This window comes from Geotalea uraniireducens Rf4 (assembly GCF_000016745.1).
GTDB lineage: Bacteria > Desulfobacterota > Desulfuromonadia > Geobacterales > Geobacteraceae > Geotalea > Geotalea uraniireducens.
The window spans coordinates 4,601,887-4,627,368 of sequence record NC_009483.1 but is presented as its reverse complement, the minus strand read 5'-3'; the positions used below and the strand labels follow the sequence as shown (position 1 = coordinate 4,627,368).

General features: G+C 55.5%; 25 protein-coding genes. 23 read left to right on the top strand and 2 right to left on the bottom strand.

Annotation, left to right across the window (positions count from 1 at the left end; all coding sequences use genetic code 11):
- Positions 1-9: 9 nt before the first annotated feature.
- The 21 genes from ftsL (at position 10) to GURA_RS20150 (ending at position 22,976) form a co-directional block, all read left to right on the top strand.
- Positions 10-345, top strand: a complete 336-nt coding sequence (gene ftsL / locus GURA_RS20245; RefSeq protein WP_011940762.1) for a cell division protein FtsL — start codon at positions 10-12, stop codon at positions 343-345.
- Entirely contained in the window at positions 342-2,315 is a 1,974-nt protein-coding gene (locus GURA_RS20240; RefSeq protein ID WP_011940761.1) for a penicillin-binding protein, read from the top strand. Before ftsL ends, GURA_RS20240 begins: the two co-directional genes overlap by 4 nt.
- Before the next feature lie 52 nt (positions 2,316-2,367).
- On the top strand, positions 2,368-3,888 hold the full coding sequence (locus tag GURA_RS20235; protein ID WP_011940760.1) for a UDP-N-acetylmuramoyl-L-alanyl-D-glutamate--2,6-diaminopimelate ligase: 1,521 nt from the start codon (positions 2,368-2,370) through the stop codon (positions 3,886-3,888).
- Between the two features lie 29 nt (positions 3,889-3,917).
- Positions 3,918-5,324: a UDP-N-acetylmuramoyl-tripeptide--D-alanyl-D-alanine ligase gene (locus GURA_RS20230; protein ID WP_011940759.1), complete on the top strand. Its 1,407-nt coding sequence runs from the start codon at positions 3,918-3,920 to the stop codon at positions 5,322-5,324.
- Positions 5,324-6,400: a phospho-N-acetylmuramoyl-pentapeptide-transferase gene (mraY, locus tag GURA_RS20225; RefSeq protein WP_011940758.1), complete on the top strand. Its 1,077-nt coding sequence runs from the start codon at positions 5,324-5,326 to the stop codon at positions 6,398-6,400. The genes GURA_RS20230 and mraY overlap by 1 nt, the downstream gene beginning before the upstream one ends.
- Before the next feature lie 101 nt (positions 6,401-6,501).
- Positions 6,502-7,863 carry a UDP-N-acetylmuramoyl-L-alanine--D-glutamate ligase gene (gene murD, locus GURA_RS20220; RefSeq protein ID WP_011940757.1) on the top strand — a complete coding sequence of 454 codons (1,362 nt, stop codon included), beginning with the start codon at positions 6,502-6,504 and terminating at the stop codon, positions 7,861-7,863.
- A gap of 20 nt (positions 7,864-7,883) precedes the next feature.
- The gene (gene ftsW / locus GURA_RS20215) at positions 7,884-8,963 is read left to right on the top strand and encodes a putative lipid II flippase FtsW (protein ID WP_011940756.1); all 1,080 of its coding nucleotides are present in this window, start codon (positions 7,884-7,886) and stop codon (positions 8,961-8,963) included.
- Positions 8,960-10,057 carry an undecaprenyldiphospho-muramoylpentapeptide beta-N-acetylglucosaminyltransferase gene (gene murG / locus GURA_RS20210; protein WP_011940755.1) on the top strand — a complete coding sequence of 366 codons (1,098 nt, stop codon included), beginning with the start codon at positions 8,960-8,962 and terminating at the stop codon, positions 10,055-10,057. The genes ftsW and murG overlap by 4 nt, the downstream gene beginning before the upstream one ends.
- On the top strand, positions 10,042-11,418 hold the full coding sequence (murC, locus tag GURA_RS20205; protein ID WP_011940754.1) for a UDP-N-acetylmuramate--L-alanine ligase: 1,377 nt from the start codon (positions 10,042-10,044) through the stop codon (positions 11,416-11,418). Before murG ends, murC begins: the two co-directional genes overlap by 16 nt.
- The gene (gene murB, locus GURA_RS20200) at positions 11,415-12,317 is read left to right on the top strand and encodes a UDP-N-acetylmuramate dehydrogenase (protein WP_011940753.1); all 903 of its coding nucleotides are present in this window, start codon (positions 11,415-11,417) and stop codon (positions 12,315-12,317) included. Before murC ends, murB begins: the two co-directional genes overlap by 4 nt.
- A gap of 89 nt (positions 12,318-12,406) precedes the next feature.
- Positions 12,407-13,339, top strand: a complete 933-nt coding sequence (locus GURA_RS24825; protein WP_011940752.1) for a D-alanine--D-alanine ligase — start codon at positions 12,407-12,409, stop codon at positions 13,337-13,339.
- 102 nt (positions 13,340-13,441) lie between these two features.
- Entirely contained in the window at positions 13,442-14,269 is an 828-nt protein-coding gene (locus GURA_RS24820) for a cell division protein FtsQ/DivIB (RefSeq protein ID WP_011940751.1), read from the top strand.
- A 59-nt stretch (positions 14,270-14,328) separates the two neighbouring features.
- Complete coding sequence (gene ftsA / locus GURA_RS20185) at positions 14,329-15,564, top strand: cell division protein FtsA (protein ID WP_011940750.1); 1,236 nt, start codon at positions 14,329-14,331, stop codon at positions 15,562-15,564.
- Positions 15,565-15,619: 55 nt separating this feature from the next.
- Positions 15,620-16,771 carry a cell division protein FtsZ gene (ftsZ, locus tag GURA_RS20180; RefSeq protein ID WP_011940749.1) on the top strand — a complete coding sequence of 384 codons (1,152 nt, stop codon included), beginning with the start codon at positions 15,620-15,622 and terminating at the stop codon, positions 16,769-16,771.
- Between the two features lie 449 nt (positions 16,772-17,220).
- Positions 17,221-18,078 carry a BRO-N domain-containing protein gene (locus GURA_RS20175; protein WP_011940748.1) on the top strand — a complete coding sequence of 286 codons (858 nt, stop codon included), beginning with the start codon at positions 17,221-17,223 and terminating at the stop codon, positions 18,076-18,078.
- Positions 18,079-18,230: 152 nt separating this feature from the next.
- Entirely contained in the window at positions 18,231-18,548 is a 318-nt protein-coding gene (locus tag GURA_RS20170; protein WP_011940747.1) for a hypothetical protein, read from the top strand.
- 142 nt (positions 18,549-18,690) lie between these two features.
- Positions 18,691-19,284: a hypothetical protein gene (locus tag GURA_RS20165; RefSeq protein ID WP_198134497.1), complete on the top strand. Its 594-nt coding sequence runs from the start codon at positions 18,691-18,693 to the stop codon at positions 19,282-19,284.
- A gap of 140 nt (positions 19,285-19,424) precedes the next feature.
- On the top strand, positions 19,425-19,733 hold the full coding sequence (locus tag GURA_RS25535; protein ID WP_083765065.1) for a KilA-N domain-containing protein: 309 nt from the start codon (positions 19,425-19,427) through the stop codon (positions 19,731-19,733).
- Entirely contained in the window at positions 19,642-19,947 is a 306-nt protein-coding gene (locus GURA_RS23770) for a Fic family protein (protein ID WP_198134496.1), read from the top strand. The genes GURA_RS25535 and GURA_RS23770 overlap by 92 nt, the downstream gene beginning before the upstream one ends.
- 90 nt (positions 19,948-20,037) lie before the next feature.
- Positions 20,038-21,135, top strand: coding sequence for a PDDEXK nuclease domain-containing protein (locus tag GURA_RS20155; protein ID WP_011940745.1), 1,098 nt, complete (start codon positions 20,038-20,040; stop codon positions 21,133-21,135).
- A 140-nt stretch (positions 21,136-21,275) separates the two neighbouring features.
- On the top strand, positions 21,276-22,976 hold the full coding sequence (locus tag GURA_RS20150; RefSeq protein WP_011940744.1) for a radical SAM protein: 1,701 nt from the start codon (positions 21,276-21,278) through the stop codon (positions 22,974-22,976).
- Positions 22,977-22,984: 8 nt separating this feature from the next.
- Here GURA_RS20150 and GURA_RS20145 read toward each other — a convergent pair whose 3' ends face one another.
- Entirely contained in the window at positions 22,985-23,614 is a 630-nt protein-coding gene (locus GURA_RS20145; protein WP_011940743.1) for an outer membrane beta-barrel protein, read from the bottom strand.
- 134 nt (positions 23,615-23,748) lie between these two features.
- The gene (gene elbB / locus GURA_RS20140) at positions 23,749-24,405 is read right to left on the bottom strand and encodes an isoprenoid biosynthesis glyoxalase ElbB (protein ID WP_011940742.1); all 657 of its coding nucleotides are present in this window, start codon (positions 24,403-24,405) and stop codon (positions 23,749-23,751) included.
- 228 nt (positions 24,406-24,633) lie between these two features.
- On the opposite strand from elbB, the gene GURA_RS20135 reads away from it, so the two are divergent.
- On the top strand, positions 24,634-25,116 hold the full coding sequence (locus GURA_RS20135; RefSeq protein WP_011940741.1) for a hypothetical protein: 483 nt from the start codon (positions 24,634-24,636) through the stop codon (positions 25,114-25,116).
- Positions 25,117-25,189: 73 nt separating this feature from the next.
- Positions 25,190-25,459: a DUF4160 domain-containing protein gene (locus tag GURA_RS20130; protein ID WP_011940740.1), complete on the top strand. Its 270-nt coding sequence runs from the start codon at positions 25,190-25,192 to the stop codon at positions 25,457-25,459.
- Positions 25,460-25,482 lie beyond the last annotated feature (23 nt).

Below are 25,482 nucleotides of genomic sequence, written 5' to 3'. Positions count from 1 at the left end.
AGGCTGCATATGGCACATAGTAAAGCGACATTCAGCAAAGTAGCTGCTCCAACAAAGAGCGCCGCTGTTGTTGATTTGCGCTGGAGTTCATTTCCCTACCTGACGGCAGTCATGGCGATGGTAACCGTGGTTTCCATCTTCCATGTCTGGTCACGGGTGAAGGTTATCGATTTGAATCTCCAGATTGTTGGCACGAACGGTTCATACAAGGAGCAACAGCAGGAGAATAAGCGGCTCAAGCTGGAGGTTGCTTCATTGAAAACGCCTGCCAGGATCGAGGCGCTTGCCAAGGGCGAACTTGGCATGACGATGCCGACGGAACAACAGGTGGTTGTCGTAAAATGATGGACAGCAGGGAAAAATGGACAAGAGTCCGCATCCGTTTGATGTGGGTGCTCTTTGTCACCATTTTTGTCCTGGTCGCATCCCGTGCCTTTTATCTGCAGGTGGTAAAAAAAGATTCGTTGGTCAAGCTGGCGGAAAAACAGCATCAGCGTATCGTGCCTCTGACGCCGGCCCGCGGCGTCATATTCGACAGTAATAATGCCCCGCTGGCCGTTTCCATCGAGATGGATTCCTGCTATGCGGAGCCGCGCAACATGGAGAGCCTGCCCGAAGCGGCGGCCAAGCTTGCCCCGCTTTTGGCGCTGCCGAAAGAGCAGGTGGAAAAGAAGCTCAATGGGAATAAAAACTTTGTCTGGCTCCAGCGACGAATGGCGCCGGATCTCGTGGCCAGGATCAAGTCTCTCGATCTGGATGGCATAGGCTTTGTCAAGGAAGGCAAACGATTTTATCCCAACTCCGAGGTAGCTTCCCATGTGGTGGGCTTCACCGGACTGGACCCTGAAGGTTTGGAGGGGATCGAGCTGAAATATGACTCCACCATTCTCGGCAGTACCGGTTACCTGGTAACCGAGCGGGATGCCCTGGGCCGGGACATCGACCTGAAAGGGGCGGTGGTGAAAAGTGCGGACAAGGGACACAACGTCACCCTTACCCTCGATAAAAACATTCAGTATATCGCTGAGAAGGAATTGACCAAGGCAGTGGAGACAAACGGCGCCAAGGCGGGGATTGCCCTGGTGATGGAGCCGGAGACGGGCCGTGTGCTGGCCATGGCCAACTACCCGAATTTCAACCCGAATACCTATTTCAAGTATTCGCCGCAGGCATTGAGAAACCGATCCATATCGGACAGTTTTGAGCCTGGCTCGACTTTCAAGATTTTTCTTGTCGCTGCGGCACTTGAAGAGAAAGTGATACGGCCGACCGATGGCTTCAACTGCGAGAACGGCAGTTACAGCATCGGCGGCAGGACCATACACGATACCCATAGATACGGCGGTCTCAGCGTTGCCCAGATTCTGAAATACTCCAGCAATATCGGTGCAGCAAAGATAGGGACCAGGCTTGGCCAGGAACGGCTCTATGCAGCACTTACCAATTTCGGTTTCGGCGAAAGGAGCGGTATAGATCTGCCGGGGGAATCAGGCGGCAACCTGCGCAACAAGAATCAATGGTTCGGTGTGGATCTCGCCACCATATCTTTTGGCCAGGGGGTTTCAGCCACTGCCTTGCAAATCGCGACGGCGGTTTCGGCAGTTGCCAACGGCGGATTGCTTATGAAGCCGTATCTGGTGGAAAAGATCAGCGATGACAGTGGTAATGCATTGCAGGTCTTTGCTCCTGTGGTTAAGCGACGGATTCTTTCGCCAGAGACGGCAAAAACTGTTGCGAGGATGCTGGAAGGTGTCGTAGTTGAAGGGGGAACCGGGGTAAATGCCGCTGTTGACGGCTATCGCTCTGCGGGAAAGACGGGAACTGCCCAAAAGGTCGATCCTCTTACGAGGGGGTATTCCGTAAACAAGCGGACCGCTTCGTTTGTCGGTTTTGTTCCCTTGGAAAAGCCACGATTGACCATCCTGGTGGTAATCGATGAGCCGAAGACCAGCTCCTACGGAGGGGTAGTGGCCGCACCTGCGTTCAGCGCCATTGCCCAGCAGGCACTCTGCTACCTGAAAGTTCCACCGGACAAGGGGATGAAAAAAAGGCCTGAGCAGCTAGAGGCAAAGGCGACTCCCTCTGTCGAAACGGCCGATGCTGTGGCTGACGGGGGTATAGTAGACGGCACGGGGGGGACGGTAATGCCGAATTTCCAGGGGCTGAGCATGCGCCAGGTACTGAAAATCATGGAAAAACGCGGCATCAACGTCAAGTTGCTGGGGAGCGGTCGGGCTGTAGAACAAAATCCAATGGCCGGGAGCCGGATTGGTGCGAACGATCAGGTCTGGGTCAAGTTTGTTCCGGCTGCCTGACGAACAGAACTCTGAGAAATAACTTTTGACAATTGCCCATGTTTGAGGTCAAATGCTACTTTCCGAATTGACAAAATCCGTTATGCCGCTTGAAGTTGGCGGTGGCGCCGACCCGGAAATCGAGGGGCTTTACTACGATTCCCGGAGGGTGAAGGCCGGTGGACTCTTTTTCGCTTTAAAGGGGGTTGCCAGCGACGGATACAGCTTTGTCGATACAGCGATAAAAGCCGGAGCAGTTGCCGTTGTGGTTGATGGGACCCTGACTCCACAAGGAATACCATGGGTGCGGGTAGCCGATGCCAGGTTGGCCATGTCTCGGATGGCTGCTGCCTTCTACGGCTTCCCGACTGCTACCCTGCCGCTCGTCGGCATTACCGGTACAAACGGCAAAACGACCATAACGTACCTGATTGAATCGATTCTTGAGAAGAGTGGTATACCTGCGGCCGTGCTGGGCACGGTCAATTATCGTTTCAGAGAAAAGGCCATCCCGGCCCCCAATACAACACCCGAATCCGTTGATCTGCAGCGGACCCTGCGAGAATTAATCGACATGGGGGCCAAGGGGGTTGTCATGGAGGTTTCTTCCCATGCCCTCCAGCAGCGGAGGGTAGACGGATGCTGCTTCGATGTAGGCGTATTTACCAACCTGACCCGCGACCACCTGGATTACCATCTTGATATGGAGTCGTATTTTCAGAGCAAAATGCGGCTCTTCTCCGAACTCCTCGCTGCAGACCGGATAAAGCCGAAACGTTGCGCAGTAGTTAATATCGATGACCCATACGGTCCGCGGATAGTGCAGGGTGCTGCCTGTCCTGTCCTTTCATACGGCATCTCCGGTAATGCCCACGTACGTGCGGAGCGGGTGGTGTTTTCCGTAGCCGGCATCAGCTGCGTCCTGGTAACCCCGCAAGGACAGATTAACCTCCATTCGGAACTGCTGGGCCGTTTCAACCTTTATAACATTCTGGCTGCAACTGCAGCCGGAATCGCCATGGAGCTGCCGCTTGATGCAATCCATGAGGGTCTCGAGCACCATCCACAAGTTCCGGGGCGGGTGGAACGGGTTGCCAATGACCGCGGACTCACCATTCTCGTTGACTATGCCCATACCGGTGATGCCCTGGAAAACGTGTTGCGCACCCTGACCGAGCTGAAAAAAGGGCGCATTATAACGGTCTTTGGCTGCGGTGGCGACCGCGACCGGGGAAAGCGTCCGGTGATGGGAGAGATCGCGGGGCGCTACAGTGATTTGAGCATCATAACCTCTGACAATCCCAGAAGCGAAGATCCGGAGAAGATCATTGCCGGAGTGCGGGAGGGGATAGTTCCTCTGGGTATCAGGGAATACGGCAGTGAGGAATTGCGCCACGGTTTCAGCGAAAAGGGGTACGCCGCCGTCGAGTCGCGCCGCGAGGCGATCAGGCTGGCGGTAGCGGCGGCGAGACCGGGAGATATCGTCCTGTTGGCCGGCAAAGGGCATGAGGATTACCAGATTATCGGCAGCGAAAAGCATCATTTCGACGACCGGGAAGAGGCGGCGCAAGCGTGCCGTGAGCTTGCCGGATAAATGTTATGGTTGAGGGAAGAATGGCGCGCATGTTCACAATCGACGAGATAATCGAAGCAACCGGTGGGACCAGGATCGGCAGCGGCAACGATGCTGTTTCCGGCGTTTCCACCGATTCGCGGCAGGTTGCTGCCGGTGAGCTCTTCGTTGCTTTAAAGGGAGAACGATTCGACGGACATGACTATCTGGAGGCTGCGGTTGCCAGAGGTGTCCGCGCTTTTCTTGTTGCTGCGGACCGGCTTGCCGGCAAGCAACCACCAAACGACGTAATTTATGTGGCAGTACCCGATACCCTAAGGGCGCTCGGTGACCTGGCTGCCTGGCATCGCAGCCGGTTCGACTTGCCGCTGGTCGGGATCACGGGGAGCAACGGCAAAACCACCACCAAAGAGATGCTGGCCACAATTCTGGCGCAGACCGGGCCTGGATTGAAGACCAGCGGCAATCTGAATAACCTGATCGGCTTACCGTTGATGCTGCTGCGCCTGACGAAAAGGGATCGCTGGGCGGTCCTTGAGATGGGAATGAGTGAGCCTGGAGAAATAGACCGTCTGGCGGAAATGGCGAACCCACGGATAGGGGTCATTACCAATGCTTTTACCGCTCACCTGGAGAGCATGGGGAGTGTGGAGGCTGTGGCAAAGGCGAAAGGCGAGCTGTTCATGCGTCTCAAGACAGACGGCTGGGCAGTGTATAATGCCGACGACCCGCTCATCTCCCGATGCCCGGCTCCTGCCGGCGTAAAGAGGCTTTCCTTCGGCCTCCGCGGGGCGGAGGTGAGTTCAGAAGGGATTGAGAGCCTAGGCAGAGAAGGGCTCCGCTTCACCCTTCGCCTTCCGGGAGTGGATGTGCCGGTGCGGATGAAGGCTTATGGCCTGCATAATGTGTACAATGCCCTGGCTGCCGCCGCTGCCGCCCATCTGCTCGGAGTGGACCCGGAGCTGATCCGTTCGGGGCTGGAGGAGTTCACCCCCTATGACAAACGGTTCAGTCTGGAAGAGATCCGCGGCGTAGTGCTCGTTGATGACAGCTATAATGCAAATCCGGCCTCCATGGCGGCGGCGCTTGTGACTCTCCGCGATATACGCGAAGAGAGCCGTGCCATTGCGATCCTTGGAGATATGCTGGAACTGGGTACAGGCTCTGTGGCAGCCCACCGTGAGGTGGGGCTTCTTGCCGCAACCTGCGTAGAGCGCCTCTACGCCATGGGCGAGATGGCGGAGACTGTCGCGGCCGGAGCGGTTGACGGTGGTCTCAGCCCGGAAAACATCGTCGTGGCTCGTACCCATGAGGAGATTATTGCCGACCTGCGCCGCAGGGTGGCCAAGGGGGACAATATTCTGGTCAAGGGGTCGCGCGGTATGCGCATGGATATCGTGGCGGAAGCCATCAGGCAAGGCTTTGCTCTGCCTGGTGAAAAGAACGAGGTCGCCTGATGCTCTATCATCTGCTGTTCCCGCTGGCATCCAGTTATAAACTGTTCAACGTATTCAAATACCTGACCTTCAGGACCATCTACGCCATGATTACTGCGCTGGTCGTTGCCTTTATCCTCGGCCCCTGGCTCATCCGCAGGCTGGAGAGCCTCCAGGCCCGTCAGGTGATCCGGACCGACGGCCCCGAGTCACACCTGAAGAAGCAGGGAACGCCGACCATGGGGGGAGTGCTGATACTCGCTGCCATTATCATACCGACGCTGCTCTGGGCCGACCTGACCAATGTATATATCTGGTTGACGCTCTTTATTATCGCCGGTTACGGCCTGATCGGCTTTGTCGATGATTATAAGAAGGTGGTGGAAAAGAACCCGAAAGGGCTCTCTCCACGGCAGAAGATGTTCTGGCAGGTGCTGCTCGGGAGCGGGGTGGGAATTTTCCTCTTTAACCTGGCGGGCTTTTCCACTGATCTCTACTTTCCGTTTTTTAAGCGTCTCCACCCTGACCTGGGACTGTTGTACATCCCGTTCGTCACCCTTGTCATTGTCGGGGCGAGTAATGCGGTGAATCTCACCGACGGCCTGGACGGCCTCGCCATCGGCCCGGTGGCGATCAACGCCGCTACCTATCTGCTCTTTACCTATATTGCCGGCAACGCGAAGCTCTCAGGTTACCTGCAGATCCCTTATGTTCCCGGTTCCGGTGAGCTTGCCGTGCTTTGCGGCGCCATGGTCGGGGCGGGGCTCGGCTTCCTCTGGTACAATTCCTATCCCGCCGAGGTGTTCATGGGGGATGTGGGTTCCCTCTCCCTCGGGGGGGGGCTCGGGACCCTGGCGGTCATCACCAAGCAGGAAATCCTGCTGGTCATCGTCGGCGGCGTTTTCGTCGTCGAGGCGCTCTCTGTAATCTTTCAGGTCGGGTCGTACAAATATCGCGGCAAGAGGATCTTCCGCATGGCGCCCATCCATCATCACTTCGAGCTGAAGGGGGTCGCCGAACCGAAGATCATCGTCCGTTTCTGGATCATCACCATCATCCTGGCGCTGGTGGCCATCTCGACGCTGAAGATGCGGTAGACATAATGATGTAGGGGCGGGGTTCCCCCGCCCTGGGCGGGGGAACCAGGGCGCGGCAACCAGGGCGGGGGAACCCCGCCCCTACGAATGCGAAGAGGAACATGGAATTATTAAACAAGAAAATACTGGTAGTCGGTCTGGCCCGTACCGGGGTTGCCGTGGCCCGTTTCCTGGCAGCGCGGGGGGCACGGGTCACCGTTACCGACATGAAGGATGAAGCGGCGCTCGCACCGTTAATGGAGCAGCTCGCCGACCTGGATATCGATTATGAGCTTGGCAGGCACGAGAGGCACAGCTTCCTCATGGCGGACCTGGTTGTCGTCAGCCCCGGTGTGCCGATGGATATCAAGCCGTTGCTGCTGGCCAAGGCCCAGCGCCGGACGGTGATCAGCGAAATAGAACTGGCTGCCCGGTTTCTCACAGCGCCCCTCGTTGCCATTACCGGCACCAACGGTAAAACCACCACTACGACCCTGACCGGTGAGATTTTTGCTGCCTGCGGTTTCAAGACCTTTGTCGGCGGCAATATCGGTAACCCGCTCATCGAGCTCGTTACAAGCGGCGAAGCGGTTGACCGGGTAGTGGTCGAACTCAGTTCGTTCCAGCTTGAGGGAATCATCGATTTTCGGCCGCAGGTGGCAGTGCTGCTCAATATCACCGAAGACCACCTGGACCGCTACGCAACCTACCAGGAGTATATCGACGCCAAGCTGAGAATCTTCGAGAACCAGACCAGCGCGGATTATGCGGTGCTTAACATGGATGACCCGCTCGTCGCCGCGTATGCCGGTAAAATGAAGGCGCGGGTGGTGCCCACAAGTCAGCGGCAGGAGTTGGCGCAGGGGATTTTCTACCGCAACGGCTCCATAGTCTACCGCTGGGAAGGGCGCGAGGAGCTTTTTGCAACCGCTTCCTTCCGGCTTAAAGGGGTGCATAACATCGACAACATCATGGCGGCGCTGGCAAGCACGCTGCTGATGGGGTGCGATGCGGGACAGGCACTGGCTGCCCTGGAGGCTTTTGCCGGTCTGCCTCACCGGATGGAGTTCGTCCGTGAGGTGAACGGCGTTGCCTGGTATGAGGACAGCAAGGGGACCAACGTGGGGAGCGTGGTCAAATCCCTGGAGAGCTTCGACTCGGGGATAACCCTGATTGCCGGCGGCAAGGACAAGGGGGGAGAGTATACCCCGCTGGCCGGGCTGGTCAAGGAGCGGGTCGGCCACCTCATCCTTATCGGCGAGGCAAAAGAGAGGATGTGCAACGCGTTGGGCTCCCTCACCGATACCCATTTGGCCGATACGCTGGAAGATGCGGTGGCGCTTGCGCACCGGCTGACTTCTCCGGGCGGGGTGGTTCTGTTCTCTCCTGCCTGTTCCAGCTTTGACATGTTCAAGAACTATGAAGAGCGCGGGGAGTGCTTCAAGTCCCTCGTCCGCTCTCTTGATGACGGAGCAGGGCGGTGAAGAAAATAGAGGGATATGACATGATAATTCTGCTGATGGTGGTGATGCTCACCTGTTTCGGCGTAGTCATGGTCTATTCCGCTTCGTCGATAATGGCAGCAAAAAAATTCAACGACGGTTTCTATTTCCTGAAAAGACAGGGTATTTACGCACTGCTCGGCTTCGGGGTAATGGCAATTGCCATGCAGGTCGATTACCATGTTTGGCGGCGGGTTGCCGTGCCGGTACTGCTTGCGTGTCTGGCGCTGCTTATCCTGGTTTTCATTCCCGGCATTGGTGGAACGGCCAAGGGGGCATCCCGCTGGATTCGTCTGCCCGGCTTCAATTTTCAACCGTCCGAGATGGCAAAGGTGGCGCTCATTATTTACATGGCCTACTCACTCGATAAGAAACAGGAGAAGCTGAAGGAATTCATGTCCGGCTTCCTGCCGTACATGGTGATTCTGGCGGTCCTGCTCGCCATTCTTCTCAAACAGCACGACATGGGAGCTGCATTGACCATGGGTGCCGTTGCCCTTGCCATGCTGTTTGCCGCAGGCACCAGACCCCGTTATATCCTCGGCATGGGTGTGCTGGCGGCACCGTTTGCCTGTTACCTCGTCGTGACCGAGGCCTACCGGATGAGGCGCATCACGGCTTTCCTCGATCCCTGGTCGGACCCTACCAATTCGGGTTTCCAGATCATCCAGTCCTGGCTTGCCTTCGGCACCGGAGGGATCTTCGGCCAGGGGCTCGGCGAAGGGAAGCAGAAGCTTTTCTATCTGCCGGAGGCCCATACGGATTTCATCCTCTCGGTGGTGGGAGAGGAATTGGGATTTATCGGAGTTATGGTGATTGCCGCCATGTTTCTCCTGCTGATTCAGCGCAGTATCCGGGTTGCGGTAGGCGCGGAAGACAATTTCGGCCGTTTTCTCGCCTTCGGCATTGCCGTTCTGCTGGGGCTTGAAGCGTTCATCAACATGGGGGTTGTGACCGGTATGCTGCCGACGAAAGGGCTGGCCCTTCCCTTTATCAGCTACGGAGGTAGTTCCCTGATTATCAGCCTGTTTGCCGTAGGTATGTTGCTCAATGTTTCGTCACGGATGAGGGGGACGCCATGAAGCTGCTCATCGCCGGCGGCGGAACAGGTGGCCATCTCTTTCCCGGTATTGCCGTTGCCGAGGAATTCCTGGCCCGGAACCATTCCAACGAGGTGCTTTTCGTCGGCACCGAGCGCGGCATAGAGGCGAGATTGCTGCCCCGGCTCGGCTACCGGCTCGAATGCATCACCGCCAGCGGGATCAAGGGGCAGAGTCCGCTGGCCAAGATAAGGAGCGCAGCGCAGCTTCTCTATGGCTATGCCCAGTCGAGACGCATACTCAAGGAATTCCGCCCCGACCTTGTCCTCGGTGTCGGCGGTTATGCTTCGGCTCCGGTTGTGCTGGCTGCGCGAGGGATGCAAATCCGGCGCTTCATCCATGAACAAAACGCCATTCCCGGGCTCACCAACAAGCTTTTGGCCCGGTTTGCCGAAAAAGTGTTCATCTCCATCGAGGAGTCGAGGAAGTTTTTTCCCGAGGATGCTACGATTTTGACCGGCAATCCGTTGCGCAAGGAGATACTCTGGAACGTGCCGCTGGGACAGAAAACACCGGCGAGCGACGAGAAACTGAAGCTGCTCGTATTTGGCGGCAGCGCCGGCGCCCACCGCATCAACACGGCAATGATCGAGTCTCTGCCATTTCTGGCAGGCGTGAAGGAACGCCTCATCATCACTCATCAGACCGGTGAAAAAGACCAGGCCGAGGTTAGAAAGACTTATGAACAATCAGGATTTGCGGCGGAGGTGACGCCGTTCATCGACGACATGGCCGCGGCATATTCAAACGCAGATATGATCGTTTGTCGTGCAGGCGCGACGACCATTGCCGAAGTTACGGCCTGTGGCAAGGCCTGTATATTCATTCCTTATCCGTATGCCGCCGACGACCATCAGCGTCGAAATGCCGAGGCGCTTCTCAAGAAAGAGGCGGGATACATGATACTGGAGCGGGAACTGTCCGGAGAGAGCCTTGCTTTTCAGGTAATGGAGTTGATTGCGCACCCCGGGAAGATTGAGCAGACCGGCAGAAATGCCCGCAGCCTGGCGCAGCTGGATGCTGCACAGGTGATAGTAGATGAGATGACGAGGGAGCAAGCGTGTACGGAAAAATAGAAAAAATACATTTTGTCGGCATCGGCGGCATCGGCATGAGCGGAATTGCCGAAGTGCTCCTCAACCTCGGCTACAAGGTGTCCGGCTCGGACCTCAGGAAAACGGAGATCACCGAACGTCTGGAAGGGCTCGGCGGTGAGATCTTCATCGGTCATGCCCGGGAGAATGTGGCCAATGTCGATGTCGTGGTCATTTCCAGCGCAGTCCATGATGACAACCCTGAAGTGGTGGAGGCCATGGAACGGCTGATACCGGTCATTCCCCGCGCCGAGATGCTTGCAGAACTGATGCGGATGAAGTACGGCATAGCCATTGCCGGCACCCACGGCAAGACCACCACCACCTCCATGGTGGCCACCATCCTGGCAAAAGGGGGGATTGATCCGACCATCGTCATCGGCGGACGGCTCAATTCCATCGGTACCAACGCCCGCCTCGGCCAGGGGCAATTCCTGGTTGCCGAGGCCGATGAATCGGACGGCTCATTTTTGAAACTGTCGCCGACCATTGCGGTGGTTACCAACATCGACGCGGATCATCTGGATTTCTATAAAGACATCGACGAAATCAAGGATACCTTTGTCCAGTTCATCAACAAGGTCCCCTTTTACGGTCTTGCAGTGCTTTGCCTGGACAACGGCAACATTGCCGACATCATCCCTCTGGTGAAAAAACGCTTCAATACCTATGGCTTGTCGACTCAGGCCGATTTCCGCGCCACCGACGTCAGGCACACCGGATTCACGACCTCCTTTGTCGCCCATTACAAGGGAACGCTGCTCGGGGAAATAACCTTCAGCATGCCGGGAGCGCACAACGTGCTCAACGCCCTGGCGACCATTGCCGTGGCCATGGAGTTGAATATCCCCTTTGCCGAGATCCAGGCCGGATTCAAGGCGTTTGGCGGCGTGGGGCGTCGTTTCCAGGTCAAAGGGGAAGTGCGCGACATCATGGTGGTGGATGATTACGGCCATCATCCGACCGAGATCAGGGCGACCCTGGCGGCGGCCAAGGGGGGGTGGGATCGACGGCTGGTGGTGGCATTCCAGCCCCATCGCTATTCCCGTACCAAGGAACTGTTCGAGGAGTTCGTCAAGGCGTTTTATGATGCAGATATTCTCATCCTGACCGATATATACCCTGCCGGCGAAAAGCCGATCGAGGGGATTACGGCAGAGTCTCTGGCAGCACGGATAAAGCGACATGGCCAGAAGGACGTGACCTATATCGCCGACCGGAATGCCGTATGCGACCATTTGCTCGGCATCGTCAAGCCGGGCGACATCGTCATCACCCTCGGCGCAGGCAACATCTGGCAGGTGGGTGAAACGCTGGTGGAGAAGCTTAAGGGAGATCTTTGACAGACGATACCCGTACACGACTGGTTGCGGCGTTGCGCGGCGAGTTACGGTTCAATGAGCCGATGGCACGGCATACCGCGCTGAAGGTGGGTGGTCCGGCTGATTTCTTCGCCATCCCCGCAGATCCGTCCGACCTCCAGTCGCTCATGGCCGTTATCCTCGAGATGGGGATGCCGTATCTGGTTGTCGGCGGCGGCTATAATCTGCTGGTCAGGGATGGCGGTTTCAGGGGGGTAGTGATTTCTCTGAAGCAGTTTTGCAGCATGGAAAAACTTCCGGATAACCGCTTACGTGCCGAGGCAGGGAGCACCAACCAGCAGCTCGTACGTTTTGCCAACGGGCAGGGGCTGACGGGCCTGGAGTTTCTCAGCGGGATACCCGGCATGGTCGGCGGTGCGCTCAGCGTGAATGCCGGTGCCCACGGCCGGTCGGTGCTGGAGCTGGTGGAAAGCCTGACAACGTTGCAGGGAGGCAAGATAACCGTTACTTTCCGGGAAGACCTCAGATACGGATATCGCCACCTGGAGCTGAAACCTGGCGAGATCGTTCTCGCTGCCGTATTTTCCCTTGCCGCAGGAGATGCCGAGGAGATTGAAGGCAGAATTCAAGGCTATCTCGAACATCGGCGCAACAGCCAGAGGGTCGGCTATCCCAATGCCGGTTCGTTCTTTAAAAACCCGGAGGGGAAACAGGCCTGGCGCCTGATAGATGAGGCGGGGCTGCGAGGTTGCCAAATCGGCGGTGCCCAGGTTTCGGAGGTCCACACCAACTTCCTCGTCAATCGCGGCGGGGCCATGGCGGCGGATTTTCTGCAACTGGCGCAGGTCATAAAGTCAAAGGTCCGGGAACGGAGCGGGATAGATTTGGAAGAGGAAGTGCGGATCGTCGGTGTGGATTGATAAACGGTCGATGGCTGATGGTCGATGGTCGATGGTCGATGGTCGATGGTCGATGGTCGATAAAGTCGTTCGAAAGTGATGGTAAGGACATGACAGTTGATGAACTGAAAACAAAAAAAATAGGCGTGCTGATGGGGGGACTGTCGGCGGAGCGCGAGGTGTCCCTGAAAAGCGGCGCAGCCGTTCACCAGGCGCTTCTGGCAAGGGGCTACGATGCCGTTGCCATAGACGTTGACCGCGATATCGCCCAGGTGCTCGTCAGGGAATGGGTGGATGTGGCATTTATAGCTCTCCACGGCCGCTATGGTGAGGATGGCGCTATCCAGGGTCTTCTGGAAATCATGGGAATACCCTATACCGGTTCCGGCGTCCTTGCCAGTGCCCTTGCCATGAACAAGATTTTTGCCAAACAGGCTTTTCAGGCGGCCAGACTGACCGTAGCCCCGTACAAGGTGTTTTGCCGAGGCGATAAGGCCGCTCTTGCCGAGCTCGAATTTTCTCTTCCCGTCGTGGTAAAGCCATCGCAGGAAGGTTCTTCGGTTGGTGTCAGCATCGTTAAGAAGGAGTCGGAATTTGCCGCTGCCATGAAGGAGGCCTTCAGGTACGACCGTGAAATCCTCGTCGAGCAATTCATCAAGGGGAGCGAGGTCCAGGTGGGTATCCTTGAAGACAAGGCGCTCGGGGCCATTGAGATCGTACCGAAAAACGAATTCTATGATTTCGATGCAAAATACTCTCCCGGCATGGCCGAGCATATTCTCCCCGCCCGACTGCCGGCAGAGCTTTACCGAAAAGTGCTGCGGGCAGGAGAAGATGCACACCGTGCCCTGGGCTGCAGCGGTTACAGCCGGGTCGATTTCCTCGTCACGGAGGAAGGGGCATGCTATATCCTGGAGGTCAATACCTTGCCCGGGATGACCGATCTGAGCCTGTTGCCGGAGATAGCCCGCGGCTCGGGAATAGGATTCGAAGATCTGGTGGAAAGAATCCTTGCTGCCGCGGCGTTGAAAATAAGCCAGTAGTTGAAGCGGTGGATGGTTGATAGCGGATGGTTGATGACTGCCTGGCTCCTATCAGCGATTCACTATTAACCATAGACCATCAACCATCGACCGGTTTCTACCATGCGCGATCTGCACAAGAAAAAACAGCGACCGACCTCGCAAAACCGGCTGAAAAAACCGCCGAAGCCGCGCAAGCCGATTAATTTCCGGAGTATTTTCAGGAAGTCGGCGAAGGTAGTGTGCGGAGCGGCACTCGTTTCACTGACCGGATTCGTTGGGTACGAGATGTACCGGCTGATTGCCCGGACTACATTTCTGCGGTTGGAGCGGATCGAGGTGTCCAATCTCAAGAAGCTGAGCCGGCAGGAGGTCGTTGCCCTGGCCGGTGTGAAGGAAGGGGATGCAATGCTGGCCTTGAGGCTTAAGAGCATCGGCGAGCAGATAGCGAAAAACCCCTGGATAGCCCAGGTAAAGGTCAGGCGATATTTCCCCGGCACACTTACCATCGAGGTGGCGGAGCGTGAGCCGGTGGCGGTGGTCAACATGGGGTATCTCTACTACCTGGACAACAAGGGAGAATTGTTCAAGCCCCTTACCGAAGGGGATCGGCTCGATTATCCCGTGCTTACCGGCATAACCGAAGAGGATATTGCCAAAGACCCGTCAGGTTCCAAGGCGACGCTGAAGACGACGCTGGAGCTGATTGCGCAACTGAAGTCGCGGACGGATTTCAGGCTGGATGATGTTTCAGAGATACACTTCGATAAAGGTTACGGCTTTACCATCTTTACCGCCTCGGGCGGGGTGCCGGTGAAGCTGGGCAACGGCGGTTTCAGCGAAAAACTTAGCCGTCTTGCCAGAATCTACCGGGATCTGCAACCGCAGATGTCGGCTCTTGAATACATTGACCTTGATTACAGCGACAAGATAATAGTGAAAAAGGCTTAGGAGCTGTAAATTGCCCATGTTATTTGTTTACAGTTCCTTAGAGAAGAAAAGGGGGGGGTATGTCCGCTAAAAGGGATAATCTGATTGTAGGACTCGACATCGGCACCACGAAGATCTGCGCAATAGTCGGCAATCTCACTGAAGAAGGTATCGATATTGTCGGGATCGGCACAAGCCCCTCCCGGGGACTGCGCAAGGGAGTGGTCATCAATATCGAGAGCACGGTAGCTTCCATCAGAAAGGCGGTGGAAGAGGCTGAGCTGATGGCAGGCTGCGAAATCAAGTCGGTATATGCCGGCATAGCCGGTGGCCACATCAAGGGATTCAACTCTCAAGGGGTGATTGCCATCAAGAACCGCGAGGTCTGCTCGGATGACGTGAAAAGGGTCATCGATGCGGCCAAGGCGATCGCCATTCCCATGGACCGTGAGGTTATTCATATCCTTCCCCAGGAATTCATCATCGACGACCAGGACGGCATCCGCGAACCGCTGGGCATGAGCGGCGTCAGGCTGGAGGCCAAGGTGCATATCGTCACCGGTGCCGTTGCCAGTGCCCAGAACATCATCAAGTCATGCAACCGCGCCGGACTTGACGTGGCGGATATCGTCCTTGAGCAGCTCGCTTCGTCCGAGGCGGTTCTTTCTGCCGACGAAAAGGAGCTGGGAGTGGCACTGGTCGATGTCGGCGGGGGAACCACGGATATCGCCATTTTCGTGGACGGCGCCATCAAGCACACTTCCGTGCTGTCGCTCGGGGGAAATCATCTGACCAACGATATCGCCGTGGGACTCAGAACGCCGATGGCTGAAGCTGAGAAGATCAAGCAGAAGTATGGTTGCTGCATGGCCTCCCTGGTCGGCAAGGACGAAACCATCGAAGTGCCGAGCGTCGGCGGCAGAAAGCCGCGGATACTCTCCCGGCAGCTCTTGTCGGAAATCCTTGAACCTCGGGTTGAAGAAATATTCACCCTGGTGAACCGGGAGATCGTCAAGTCGGGTTTAGAGGATCTGATCGCCTCCGGGGTGGTAATCACGGGTGGCAGCACCATTCTCGAAGGGATGCCCGAGCTTGCCGAGCAGGTGTTCAACCTGCCGGTGCGCAGAGGATTGCCGCAGCGCATCGGCGGTCTGGTCGACGTGGTGAATTCGCCGGCCTATGCAACAGGTGTCGGACTTGTGGTCTATGGCAGCAAAAATGTCGGGGTTCACGAGTTCCCCTCAGCCCAGAGCGAGGACAACATCTTCCGCAAGGTGAGCAGAAGAATGAAGGAGTGGTTCGGAGAGTTCTTTTGAGTTGTTGATGATTTTTTAAATACAATACAGTGAAAGTCAAGAAAGGGGGTAGCGAATGTTTGAATTTGACGAGAGCATTGACCAGAGTGCGAAGATCAAGGTAATCGGGGTAGGTGGGAGCGGCGGCAATGCAGTCAATACCATGATCAGCAGCAATGTCCACGGTGTTGATTTTATCGTCGCCAACACCGATGCGCAGGCTCTGCGTTCATCCAAGGCACCGTTGAAGATCCAGATCGGCGGTCAGCTGACCAAAGGGCTTGGGGCCGGGGCGAATCCTTCCGTGGGGAGAGAGGCGGCCCTGGAGGACCGGGACAAGCTGGCTGAATCGCTCAAGGGCGCCGACATGATCTTCATTGCTGCCGGCATGGGTGGCGGCACCGGAACCGGAGCCGCACCGATCATCGCCGAAGTGGCAAGGAGCATGGGGGCGCTGACCGTCGGCGTGGTTACAAAGCCGTTCAGTCGCGAAGGTCGGCAGCGCCTGGCAAAAGGTGAGGACGGCATCAAGGAATTGAAGAAGCACGTTGATTCACTCATCGTCATTCCCAACGACCGCTTACTCGGGCTGGCCGGCAAGTCCATGTCGATTCTCGACGCCTTCAAGCCGTCCGACGATGTCCTGCGCCAGGCCGTGCAGGGTATTTCCGACCTTATAACCACATCGGGCCTCATCAACGTGGACTTTGCCGACGTCAAGGCGATCATGAGCGAGCGCGGCATGGCCATGATGGGAATCGGCATGGGCTCCGGCGAAAATCGGGCTGTTGACGCCGCCACCCGGGCTATTTCCAGCCCGCTCCTGGAAGACATCGATATTTCCGGGGCGAAAGGGGTGCTCGTCAATATTTCCGGTTCCTCGGCCATGACCATGGATGAGTTTGACGCAGCCAGCCGCATCATCCACGAAAAAGTCCATGAGGATGCCAACATCATCGTCGGCCTCGTCATCGACGAAGAGCTGGGCGACGTCATCAAGGTGACCGCTATCGCCACCGGCTTCGGTGACCGCTTCGACATGGAGAAGAGCCGGCAGGAAATGAAAAACGTCGCGCCGCTCATCAACAGGAGCGAGGTTAATCGCGAGATCCCGACCTTCATCAGGGAAAAGCAGCAGCGCGAGACCTTTTCCCGCCAGCGCAGCTTTATGATGGAGGACGAGGATCAGTACGACATCCCGACTTTCCTCCGCAAATCCGTGGATTAAGGAACGCGTCTTTTCCGAAGGGGGCCTTGCCCTGACGAAAAAATCGCGTTCCGTTGGACTGTAATCGTCTAACTTCAGGTCGTAAAAATTAACCGGTGGCGGCCCCCCTGCCACCGGCGAGGCTTTCATTCCCCGGCCTCCATACTTCCCCCTCCAGAGGGGGCCGGGTCTTTTTTCCCCTTTTTTATCTCCTGTCCCGCCAACATATCAGCCACCTCCGTCGACAAATGAATATCTCGGCGTTTTTATTGGAAAATGCCGGGGGATTCTGATAAAACTGAATGGCTTATTCGGAGGGTTTTCCATGTCTACCGCAGCTCAGTCAGCCATAAAGACAACCGCTCTCGAGCAAGGTTGGCGACTTCCTGAAGGACTACCTCATGGGGCGGAAGATTTTGAACTGGTCACGTGGCTGGTGATCAAGGGTGAGTGAAAGAGGGATTGCGACAATGACCCATGAAACTGCGATAAAGCTGTTCGAGTCAAAGAAGATCCGTTCGTTATGGGATGCGGAAAAGGGCAAATGGTATTTTTCAATAGTGGATGTGATTGAGATATTGACAGAAAGCCCACGCCCAAGAAAATACTGGAATGCCTTAAAAACCAAGCTGATCAGTGAGGGTAGTGAGTTGTCCCCAAAAATGGGACAACTGAAAATGCAGGCAGCGGACGGCAAGTATTATCTGACCGATGTTGCTGACACGGAACAGCTGTTACGGCTCATCCAGTCGATACCTTCCCCTAAGGCCGAACCGTTCAAACGCTGGCTGGCGCGGGTGGGATACGAACGGCTGGAAGAGATAGAGAACCCGGAACTGACAGCAAAACGGATGCGTGAGCTGTACAAGGCCAAAGGGTACAGCGACGAATGGATCGAAAAGCGTGTGCGCGGCATTGCCATTCGCGACGAGCTGACCAACGAATGGCAGAAGCGCGGGGTAAAGGAGCAGCGGGAATACTCCATCCTCACCGCCGAGATTAGCCGGGCCACCTTTGGTATGACCCCGTCGGAGTATAAGGAGTTCAAAGGGCTGGAGAAACAGCGGGACAACCTGCGGGACCACATGACCGACCTTGAATTGATTTTCACCATGCTGGGTGAGGCTTCCACCACCGAGATTGCCAGGAATCGTGATGCCCAGGAATTTGATGAAAACCTGGATGCGGCCGTTGAAGGTGGTACCGTGGCTGGTAGCGCCAGAAAAGACCTGGAGCGGAAATCGGGGAAACGGGTATCAACGCGGGAGAATTTCAAGGAGATACCGGAAGTAAAGAAGCGGAAGATCGGGACGGGTAAGAAAAAGTAATAGAATTATTACATGAATATGTTGCTTGTGTAGCTACGGGCATAATCAGGAGCCAGGCGAGTGGAGTCCGTGTCATTCTGAATGGCGGTGAGCCGTCACTGAAATTTGCATCCTTTGTTTATGAAGAGGATAAGGCGGGAAGGCCGTTTGTATTGTATGAATTGATTGTCTTGAATACCCTCTTTGTCGAGCGAAGAATTGATTCCGATCAAGTTTCCAAGGTTATCCAGAAAGGCGCCTCAGAAGGGAAAAGGGTGCTGGAACGCCTTCTTGAACGCGGGCTGATCAGCCCGTGGCGAGATGTTTCAGGCTATGTGAGGACGAAAGGATTCGACAAGATCCAACAGCACCAAATGGTTCTTTCGGCACTGGATGCACAAAAAGACAAACGGATCACACGGGAAGACGTTGCCGAATTGTGCAAGATCACCCCAGCCCAGGCATACCATCTACTCAAAAAAGATGTCTAAAGATAGTGAGTTAGAGCTTCATGGCGGTGGCGAGGGGCATATTACACGTTGAAAACACGCGGTTAAACACACAATCAATTACAAAACGCACTTTGTGCGTTTTTCGTGTATTTTATCTGGTATTCGGATGGTGAAATACGACATGTCAAGCACCACTCGAAATGAGATTCGAGAACATCTAAACGAAAGCGGGACAGGCGCAATGCGATCCGCAAATCTTGAGCCGCCGCGGTTTCAGGACCGACGGAGTTCGTTTCTGGTTATAATGCGCAATTTGACCTTGATGAATACAGAGGCTATTGCCTGGCTCAATCGCTATGCCGACAGACCGCTCAATGACCGGCAGCGGCTGGCACTGGTGTACTTGCGTCACAATCAACAGATCACTAATTTTGATTATCAGCGGCTTGCCCATGTCGATTCACTGACTGCAAGCCGTGAACTTCGCGGTCTTGTGCAGAATGGTCTCACCTTGCAGCATAGCTCCCGCCGTTGGACTCACTACACGCTGAATGTGTCGACTATCGATAAGGTTGAAGTGTCTTTACCCCTCCTGCTTGAAGATAAGGTGCTTGATTATGTTCGAAGGCATGGTTTTATAACTCGAAAGCAATGCGCGGAATTATTGGACCTGAAGGATATTCCGGCGCGAAAATTCCTTTTCCGGATGCGAGACAAGGGGATTCTCAAACAGACCGGATTTAAAAGGGGGAGCCAATACGTGTTACCGGGATAGAAAAGGCGAGGTACAAAACAGTACAAAACAGTACAAAATAGTACAAAACAGTACAAAACAGTACAAAAAGACGGGCAAGGGCAGACCTAGCTGAACTAGCGGACGCTGGCTACATGGAGCGAATCTGAAAAGGACGCTCCATCCTTTACGTCAGAACACGCAAAGAGCAGGAAGATTACATCTCGCTGACTGATATCGTCCGCTACAAAAACCCAAATGAGCCCATTGATATTATCAAGAACTGGCTTCGGAGCCGGACGACTATCGAGTTCATCGGCCTTTGGGCGCAACTGCATAACCAGGATTTTAAAGCGGTCGAATTCGACCGCTTTATGTACGGATTGCCGGGGAGGATATATGACCACACTTCGGCTGTTTGCCGGGCAAACTATTTCTGTTCCTGTCGGCACCTCCTGGTATCTCGCCGACCTGAGCGAATATCGCGGTAAGCAAGAGCTTTATACGCGGCAATCTCCACAGCGGCTGAAGGCGCTACGGGAACATGCCATGGTTGAAAGCGCAGTTTCGTCCAACCGGATTGAAGGTGTCTTGGTTGATCCGTCGCGGGTAAAAGAGGTGCTTGTTGCGCCAAAGCCGTTGTTCCGGGATCGTGACGAGGAAGAGGTGCGAGGAGAATATCACAGTGTCGCGCCTACACCTTAACAAAATAACTACTTATCCCGAAATCGACATCCTCGTCTACGCCCTCTACTGTCTGACGGATGACGAAATCGTCGTGGTGGAGGGGAAGAAATGAGCGAGGAAAAAACCACCGGAAAGACAAAACCGGCAACAGCTATAAAGCCACCCCAAACGTCGGGTCGCCCCTTGTTGACCGATGTCCGCCAGATGATCATGCAGGCGCGTGAGAGCGTTGCACGAGCCATCGACTCCGGTCTGACCATGCTTTATTGGAATGTTGGCCTGCGAGTAAGGCAGGATATCCTCAAGGATAAGCGGGCCGGCTACGGCGAAGAAATTGTCTCTGCACTGGGGAGACAATTGGAAATTGAATTTGGACGAGGATTTTCATCAAAAAGCATTCGGCATATGATCAGATTTGCCGAAGCTTTTCCCGACCTTGAAATTGTCTCCGCGTTGCGGAGACAATTGACCTGGACCCATTTTAAATCCCTCATCTATCTTGAAGACCCTCTCAAACGCAACTTTTACGCTGAACTGTGCCGTATCGAAGGCTGGAATACACGAACTCTGGATAAGAAAATCCAGTCCATGCTTTTTGAACGCACGGCGCTTTCCCGTAGGCCCGAACAGCTCGCCGAAATTGAACTAAAGGCTCTTCGCAATGAAGATAAACTTACACCCGACCTGGTATTCCGGGATCCTTACATTCTCGATTTTCTGGGCCTCAAGGACACCTATGCCGAAAAAGACCTGGAAGCAGCAATTCTGCGGGAAATGGAAGCGTTCATTCTGGAGCTGGGGGTCGGTTTTGCGTTTTTGGAGCGGCAGAAACGGGTCACCGTTGATGGTATCGATCACTATCTTGACTTGTTGTTCTATCACCGAAACTTGCGTCGCTTGGTTGCTATCGAGTTGAAGTTGGGAGAGTTCAAGCCGGGTCATAAGGGGCAGATGGAACTCTACCTTGGATGGCTGAATCGCTATGAGCGAAAATCAGGCGAAGAGCCTCCAATCGGCCTAATCCTGTGCGCCGGTAAACGACACGAGACCGTGGAATTGCTCGACCTTGACAAAAGCGGCATCCACATAGCCAGTTACTGGACTGAAGTACTTCCGAAGGCCGAATTGGAACGCAAGCTCCATGAAGCGGTGATGCTCGCGCGAGCACATCTGGAGCAAGGTGGGGATGGAAAAACTGAAAAATGAAGTATTATCTGCTGTCCACCCTCAAGATTGCTGGGGAAAGAAAGGGTAGTTACCTCTTAGTAAGGGCAATAAAGAGGGTAATAACGCCATGACAGGGAAGACAAAATGGGGTCGCTTAACAAGATAAGGAATCGGGGAATATGTCCTGGAAAATCATCGAAAAATACCGCAAAATCCTCGCCTGCGAGACCGGGGTTACCCCCAAGGCGGCTGCCGGGCTGACCTTCTGCCTGGTCTATCCGAACCGCTACCATGCCGCCATGAGCAACCTGGGTTTTCAGGCCGTCCATTCCCTGCTCAATGCCTATCCGGACGTCCTCTGCGAGCGGGCTTTCCTTCCCGACCGGGAGGAGCTGGAAGAATACCGCAAGTCCGGTTCAAAATTGCTCTCCCTGGAGTCGCAGCGGCCGCTTACCGAGTTCGACGTCATCGCTTTTTCCGTCTCCTTTGAGAGCGACTACCTGAACATTCCGCCCATTCTGAATCTGGCCGGGATACCCGTCTATGCTGGGGAACGCGACGAGTCCATGCCGCTCGTGATGGCCGGTGGCGCAGCTTTATTTCTCAATCCCGAACCGGTGGCCGATTTCATGGACCTCGTCTGCATTGGTGAGGCGGAGCCGCTCCTGCCCGGGCTCCTCGAAGTACTGACCAGCGAGGAACAAATCGGCCGGGATGAGCTTTTAAAACACTGCGCCCGGGTGCCCGGCATCTATGTCCCCTCCCTCTACGAAACAGTTTATGAAGGGGGACGCCTCGTGTCGCGCACGCCTCTCGCCGGTGCGCCTCCGACGGTACGGCGGATATGGGATGAGGAGGCAGGGCGGCGGCCGACCACCTCGGAAATCCTCACCGAGGCCACGGAATTTGCCGACATGTATCTGATCGAGGTTTCACGCGGTTGCCCCCGCGGATGCAGGTTCTGCGCAGCCGGATTCATTTACCTCCCCTATCGTCAGCGCACACTTGAGGCGGTAAAGGCTGAGGTGACAAAGGGGCTGCAAGAGCGGCAGCGCATAGGTCTGGTCGGTGCGGCGGTTTCCGATTATCACGGCATAGGGGACTTGTGCCGCTACATCCTCGATCAGGGGGGGAAGATATCCGTTTCTTCCCTGCGCATCGATGGTTTGGACGACGAACTGATCGAGGCGCTCAAGGAGAGCGGTCACAAAACCGTGGCCCTGGCGCCGGAAGGCGGATCCCAGCGGCTCAGGGACCTCATCAGAAAGAACATCAGCGAGGAGCAGATCCTTGCCGCCTGCGACCGCTTGATCGGCAGGGATATTCTCAATCTGAAACTCTACTTCATTATTGGTTTACCTACTGAAACAGCGGCCGATCTGGATGAGATGGTGGGGCTTGTGGAAAGAATCCGCGAACGGGTAATCGCCGCGGCACGGAAAAACAAACGGCTCGGTGAAGTGGTCCTTTCGATCAACCCGTTTATCCCGAAGCCGTTCACCCCCTTTCAGTGGTGCGGCATGGAAGATCTCAAGTCTCTGGAGAAAAAGGCGAAATACCTGCACAAGGCTCTCGGTCGGCTGTCAAATGTCAGGATTCAGCTGGAGGGGTTGAAAGATGCCTACCTGCAAGCTCTCCTCTCCCGGGGTGACCGGCGTCTTGCCCCGCTGCTCGTCAGGGCTGGTGAGTCGGGAGGATGGAGGCGGGCGGCAAAGGAGCTGGGGCTCGATACCGATGCGTACGTCTGTCGCAACATCCCCTTGGACGAACTTCTGCCATGGGACTTCATCGACAGCGGCGTAAAGGAAAAGCTGGTGAGTGAGTATGAACGGGCGTTTGCGGAGGGTGAAGGGACGGCCTGCATGGCCGTCCCTCAGTAAGATAGGGGTTAATTGAAAAAATATCTGACCCCCCCGGTAACCGTCACCGAGGAGGGGTCAAAACTGCCGATTTTTTGTCCTGATGGATCCTTGATATCCGAGTTTGGCGCAAGTACCCCTTTTATTTCACCGGTTATGGCAAGCTGTTTCATGATGAAGTAATCTACCCCCCCGACCAGTTGCGCGCCCAGAACCGTATCGACATCCCTTCTCTCGCCGCTGTCTGTTCTGAAATCATTGATGAGAATATCAATGCCGGCGCCGGCATAGGGGACCAGTTTCGTGATCGGCAGGTTGATGAAACGGTATTGGGCGCCGAGGGCCACGTTGGTCGTTGCAAAATCCCCATCCTTCAAAGCGGAAACGTTATGGGGGTGAGAGCTGAATTCGGCGTGGGTGATATCGACTTCAACGGCGATATTGTCGCCAATACCGTAGATGAAGCCGCCACCCCCCAGAAAACTGGCGTCGGTATCTACCGCCACAGCGCCTGACCCAACATCCTCACTGTCGGCAGGGATCAGAAAACCGATCCGGCCGGTCACACCGATTCTTCCCTTGATGCTGTCGGCCATGGCTGTTCCGCATGCCAAGGAAATGGTCGCCGTCAGGCAGGCTAGCATAAGTAGCTTTTTCATTCCTAGTTCCTCCTCCATATGATTTAAAAAGATTGCAATAATATCATATGGCAAAACTAATTTTTCGCAAGCTATAGTTATGCCGCATGCTGGTAGAGCCTTCGTAACAGCGGGTTTCGGTCCCCGCTGGCCGGTCAGATCAGATCGATTACCGCCTTGACCGCTTTTTCAATCCCCTCGGCAGCCTCGGAGATGTGCTCTGCAAGCATGTAGGCAGGGGTGGAGACGATCTTGTTCTTCTTGTCCACGACGAATTCCGTAACCGGGCATTCCAGGTGAAGGCTGCCGGTTTCAGCGATGGCAGCGGCGGTGCCGGCATCCGTGCCGATGGTCACCTGCGGGGCATACTCCTTGCCGAGGGTCGCGGCGATTAGGACCGGAGCGATACAGATGGCGCCGATCGGTTTTTTTGCTGCGGCCATCTCCTTCAGGAGACGCGCCACGTCCGGCTGGATGGTGGCGGCAGCCCCCTTCTCGGCAAAATTGCAGAGGTTTTTGGCAGCTCCGAAACCACCGGGGAAGATGACCGCATCGAGATCGGCTGCCCGCACATCCTTTATGTCCCTGATGTTGCCGCGGGCGATCCTTGCCGATTCCACCAGCACATTTCTCCTGGCGCCGGTTTCCTTCATGGTGAGGTGGTTTGTCTCGGGTACTTCGATGTCCGGGGCCATGCAGACCGCTTCCGCGTTGTTCCTGTCGATGGCCAGAAGGGTGAGCACCGCTTCGTGGATCTCGCTGCCGTCGCGGACGCCGCAGCCGGAAAGTACGACGCCTATTTTCTTCTTCATAAGTTACCCTCCATAACAAGCAGTTCTGTAACAACGATTTTCTGCAATTTTAGCTGATTTTAGTATATTGACAATGGTTTATTACCCCTGTTCCCTTATAACCAGACCGGATTGGATTTGCCAATGTCATATAGACGAGTTTATTTTATACGGGATACGGAGACTTTAAGCCTGATACACCTATAATCATTGCGAAACTTCTGGTAATGGCATCGGAAATATTTTACATTGCCTGTCGAACTAATATTCGACAATCGTGCACAAGGAAACAGAGTATGTCCCAACACCAGACCCCTTTGGCGGCTGCGCTACCGCCTGGAGCAGGCCGGCCGCGCCCTGTACTGCGGCGTTGACCGTTTCACCTCACTGTTCGGCTATACCCTGAAACGGGTGGAAGGGGGTGGCGATGCCCCGGAGCGGCCGGTTGATCTGGTGGAAGGCCTGGTCTACCTTCTGGGGCTGGATGTGTCGCGCATGGTCCGCGAGGCCCAAGGGGTGGTTGTGACAGGGCGCGACCGGCGGCAGCAGTCGGTTGCGGTATTTTTCCGCGACTGCGCCGCACCTGATTCCGCTGACTGGCTGAAGGCGAAGCTGGCCGAATACCCTGCTGAACGGGTGCTGACCAATGACCCGGCCAGCCTGACTTTTGAGGGATGCGACCGATTTGAGGCGATTGAGACGGTCTTTGCCGGGCAGTTCGGGAGGGTGTAGAGGGAGACATTGCCCAATTGTCGCCTCAGTGCGGCGACAATTGGGGGTATAATCTAATTCGGGAGGAACTGATATGCCAACGATAAGTGTGTTTTACGGAATCATCATTTATCTGTATTTTTTCGACAATCAGAAACATCATACACCCCACTTCCATGCCCGCTATCAGGGACAAATGGCCGCTATCTCCATTCTCGACGGCGATGTGCTTGATGGGGCGTTCCCTGCCGCCAAGATGAAATTGGTGCAGGCCTGGCTGGAGATACACCGTGAAGACCTGATGGCAGATTGGGAATTGGCCGTCAGCGGGCTGGAACCGTTCCCTATTGAACCACTGCGTTAGATTTACTTTTGCCAGATTCAAAA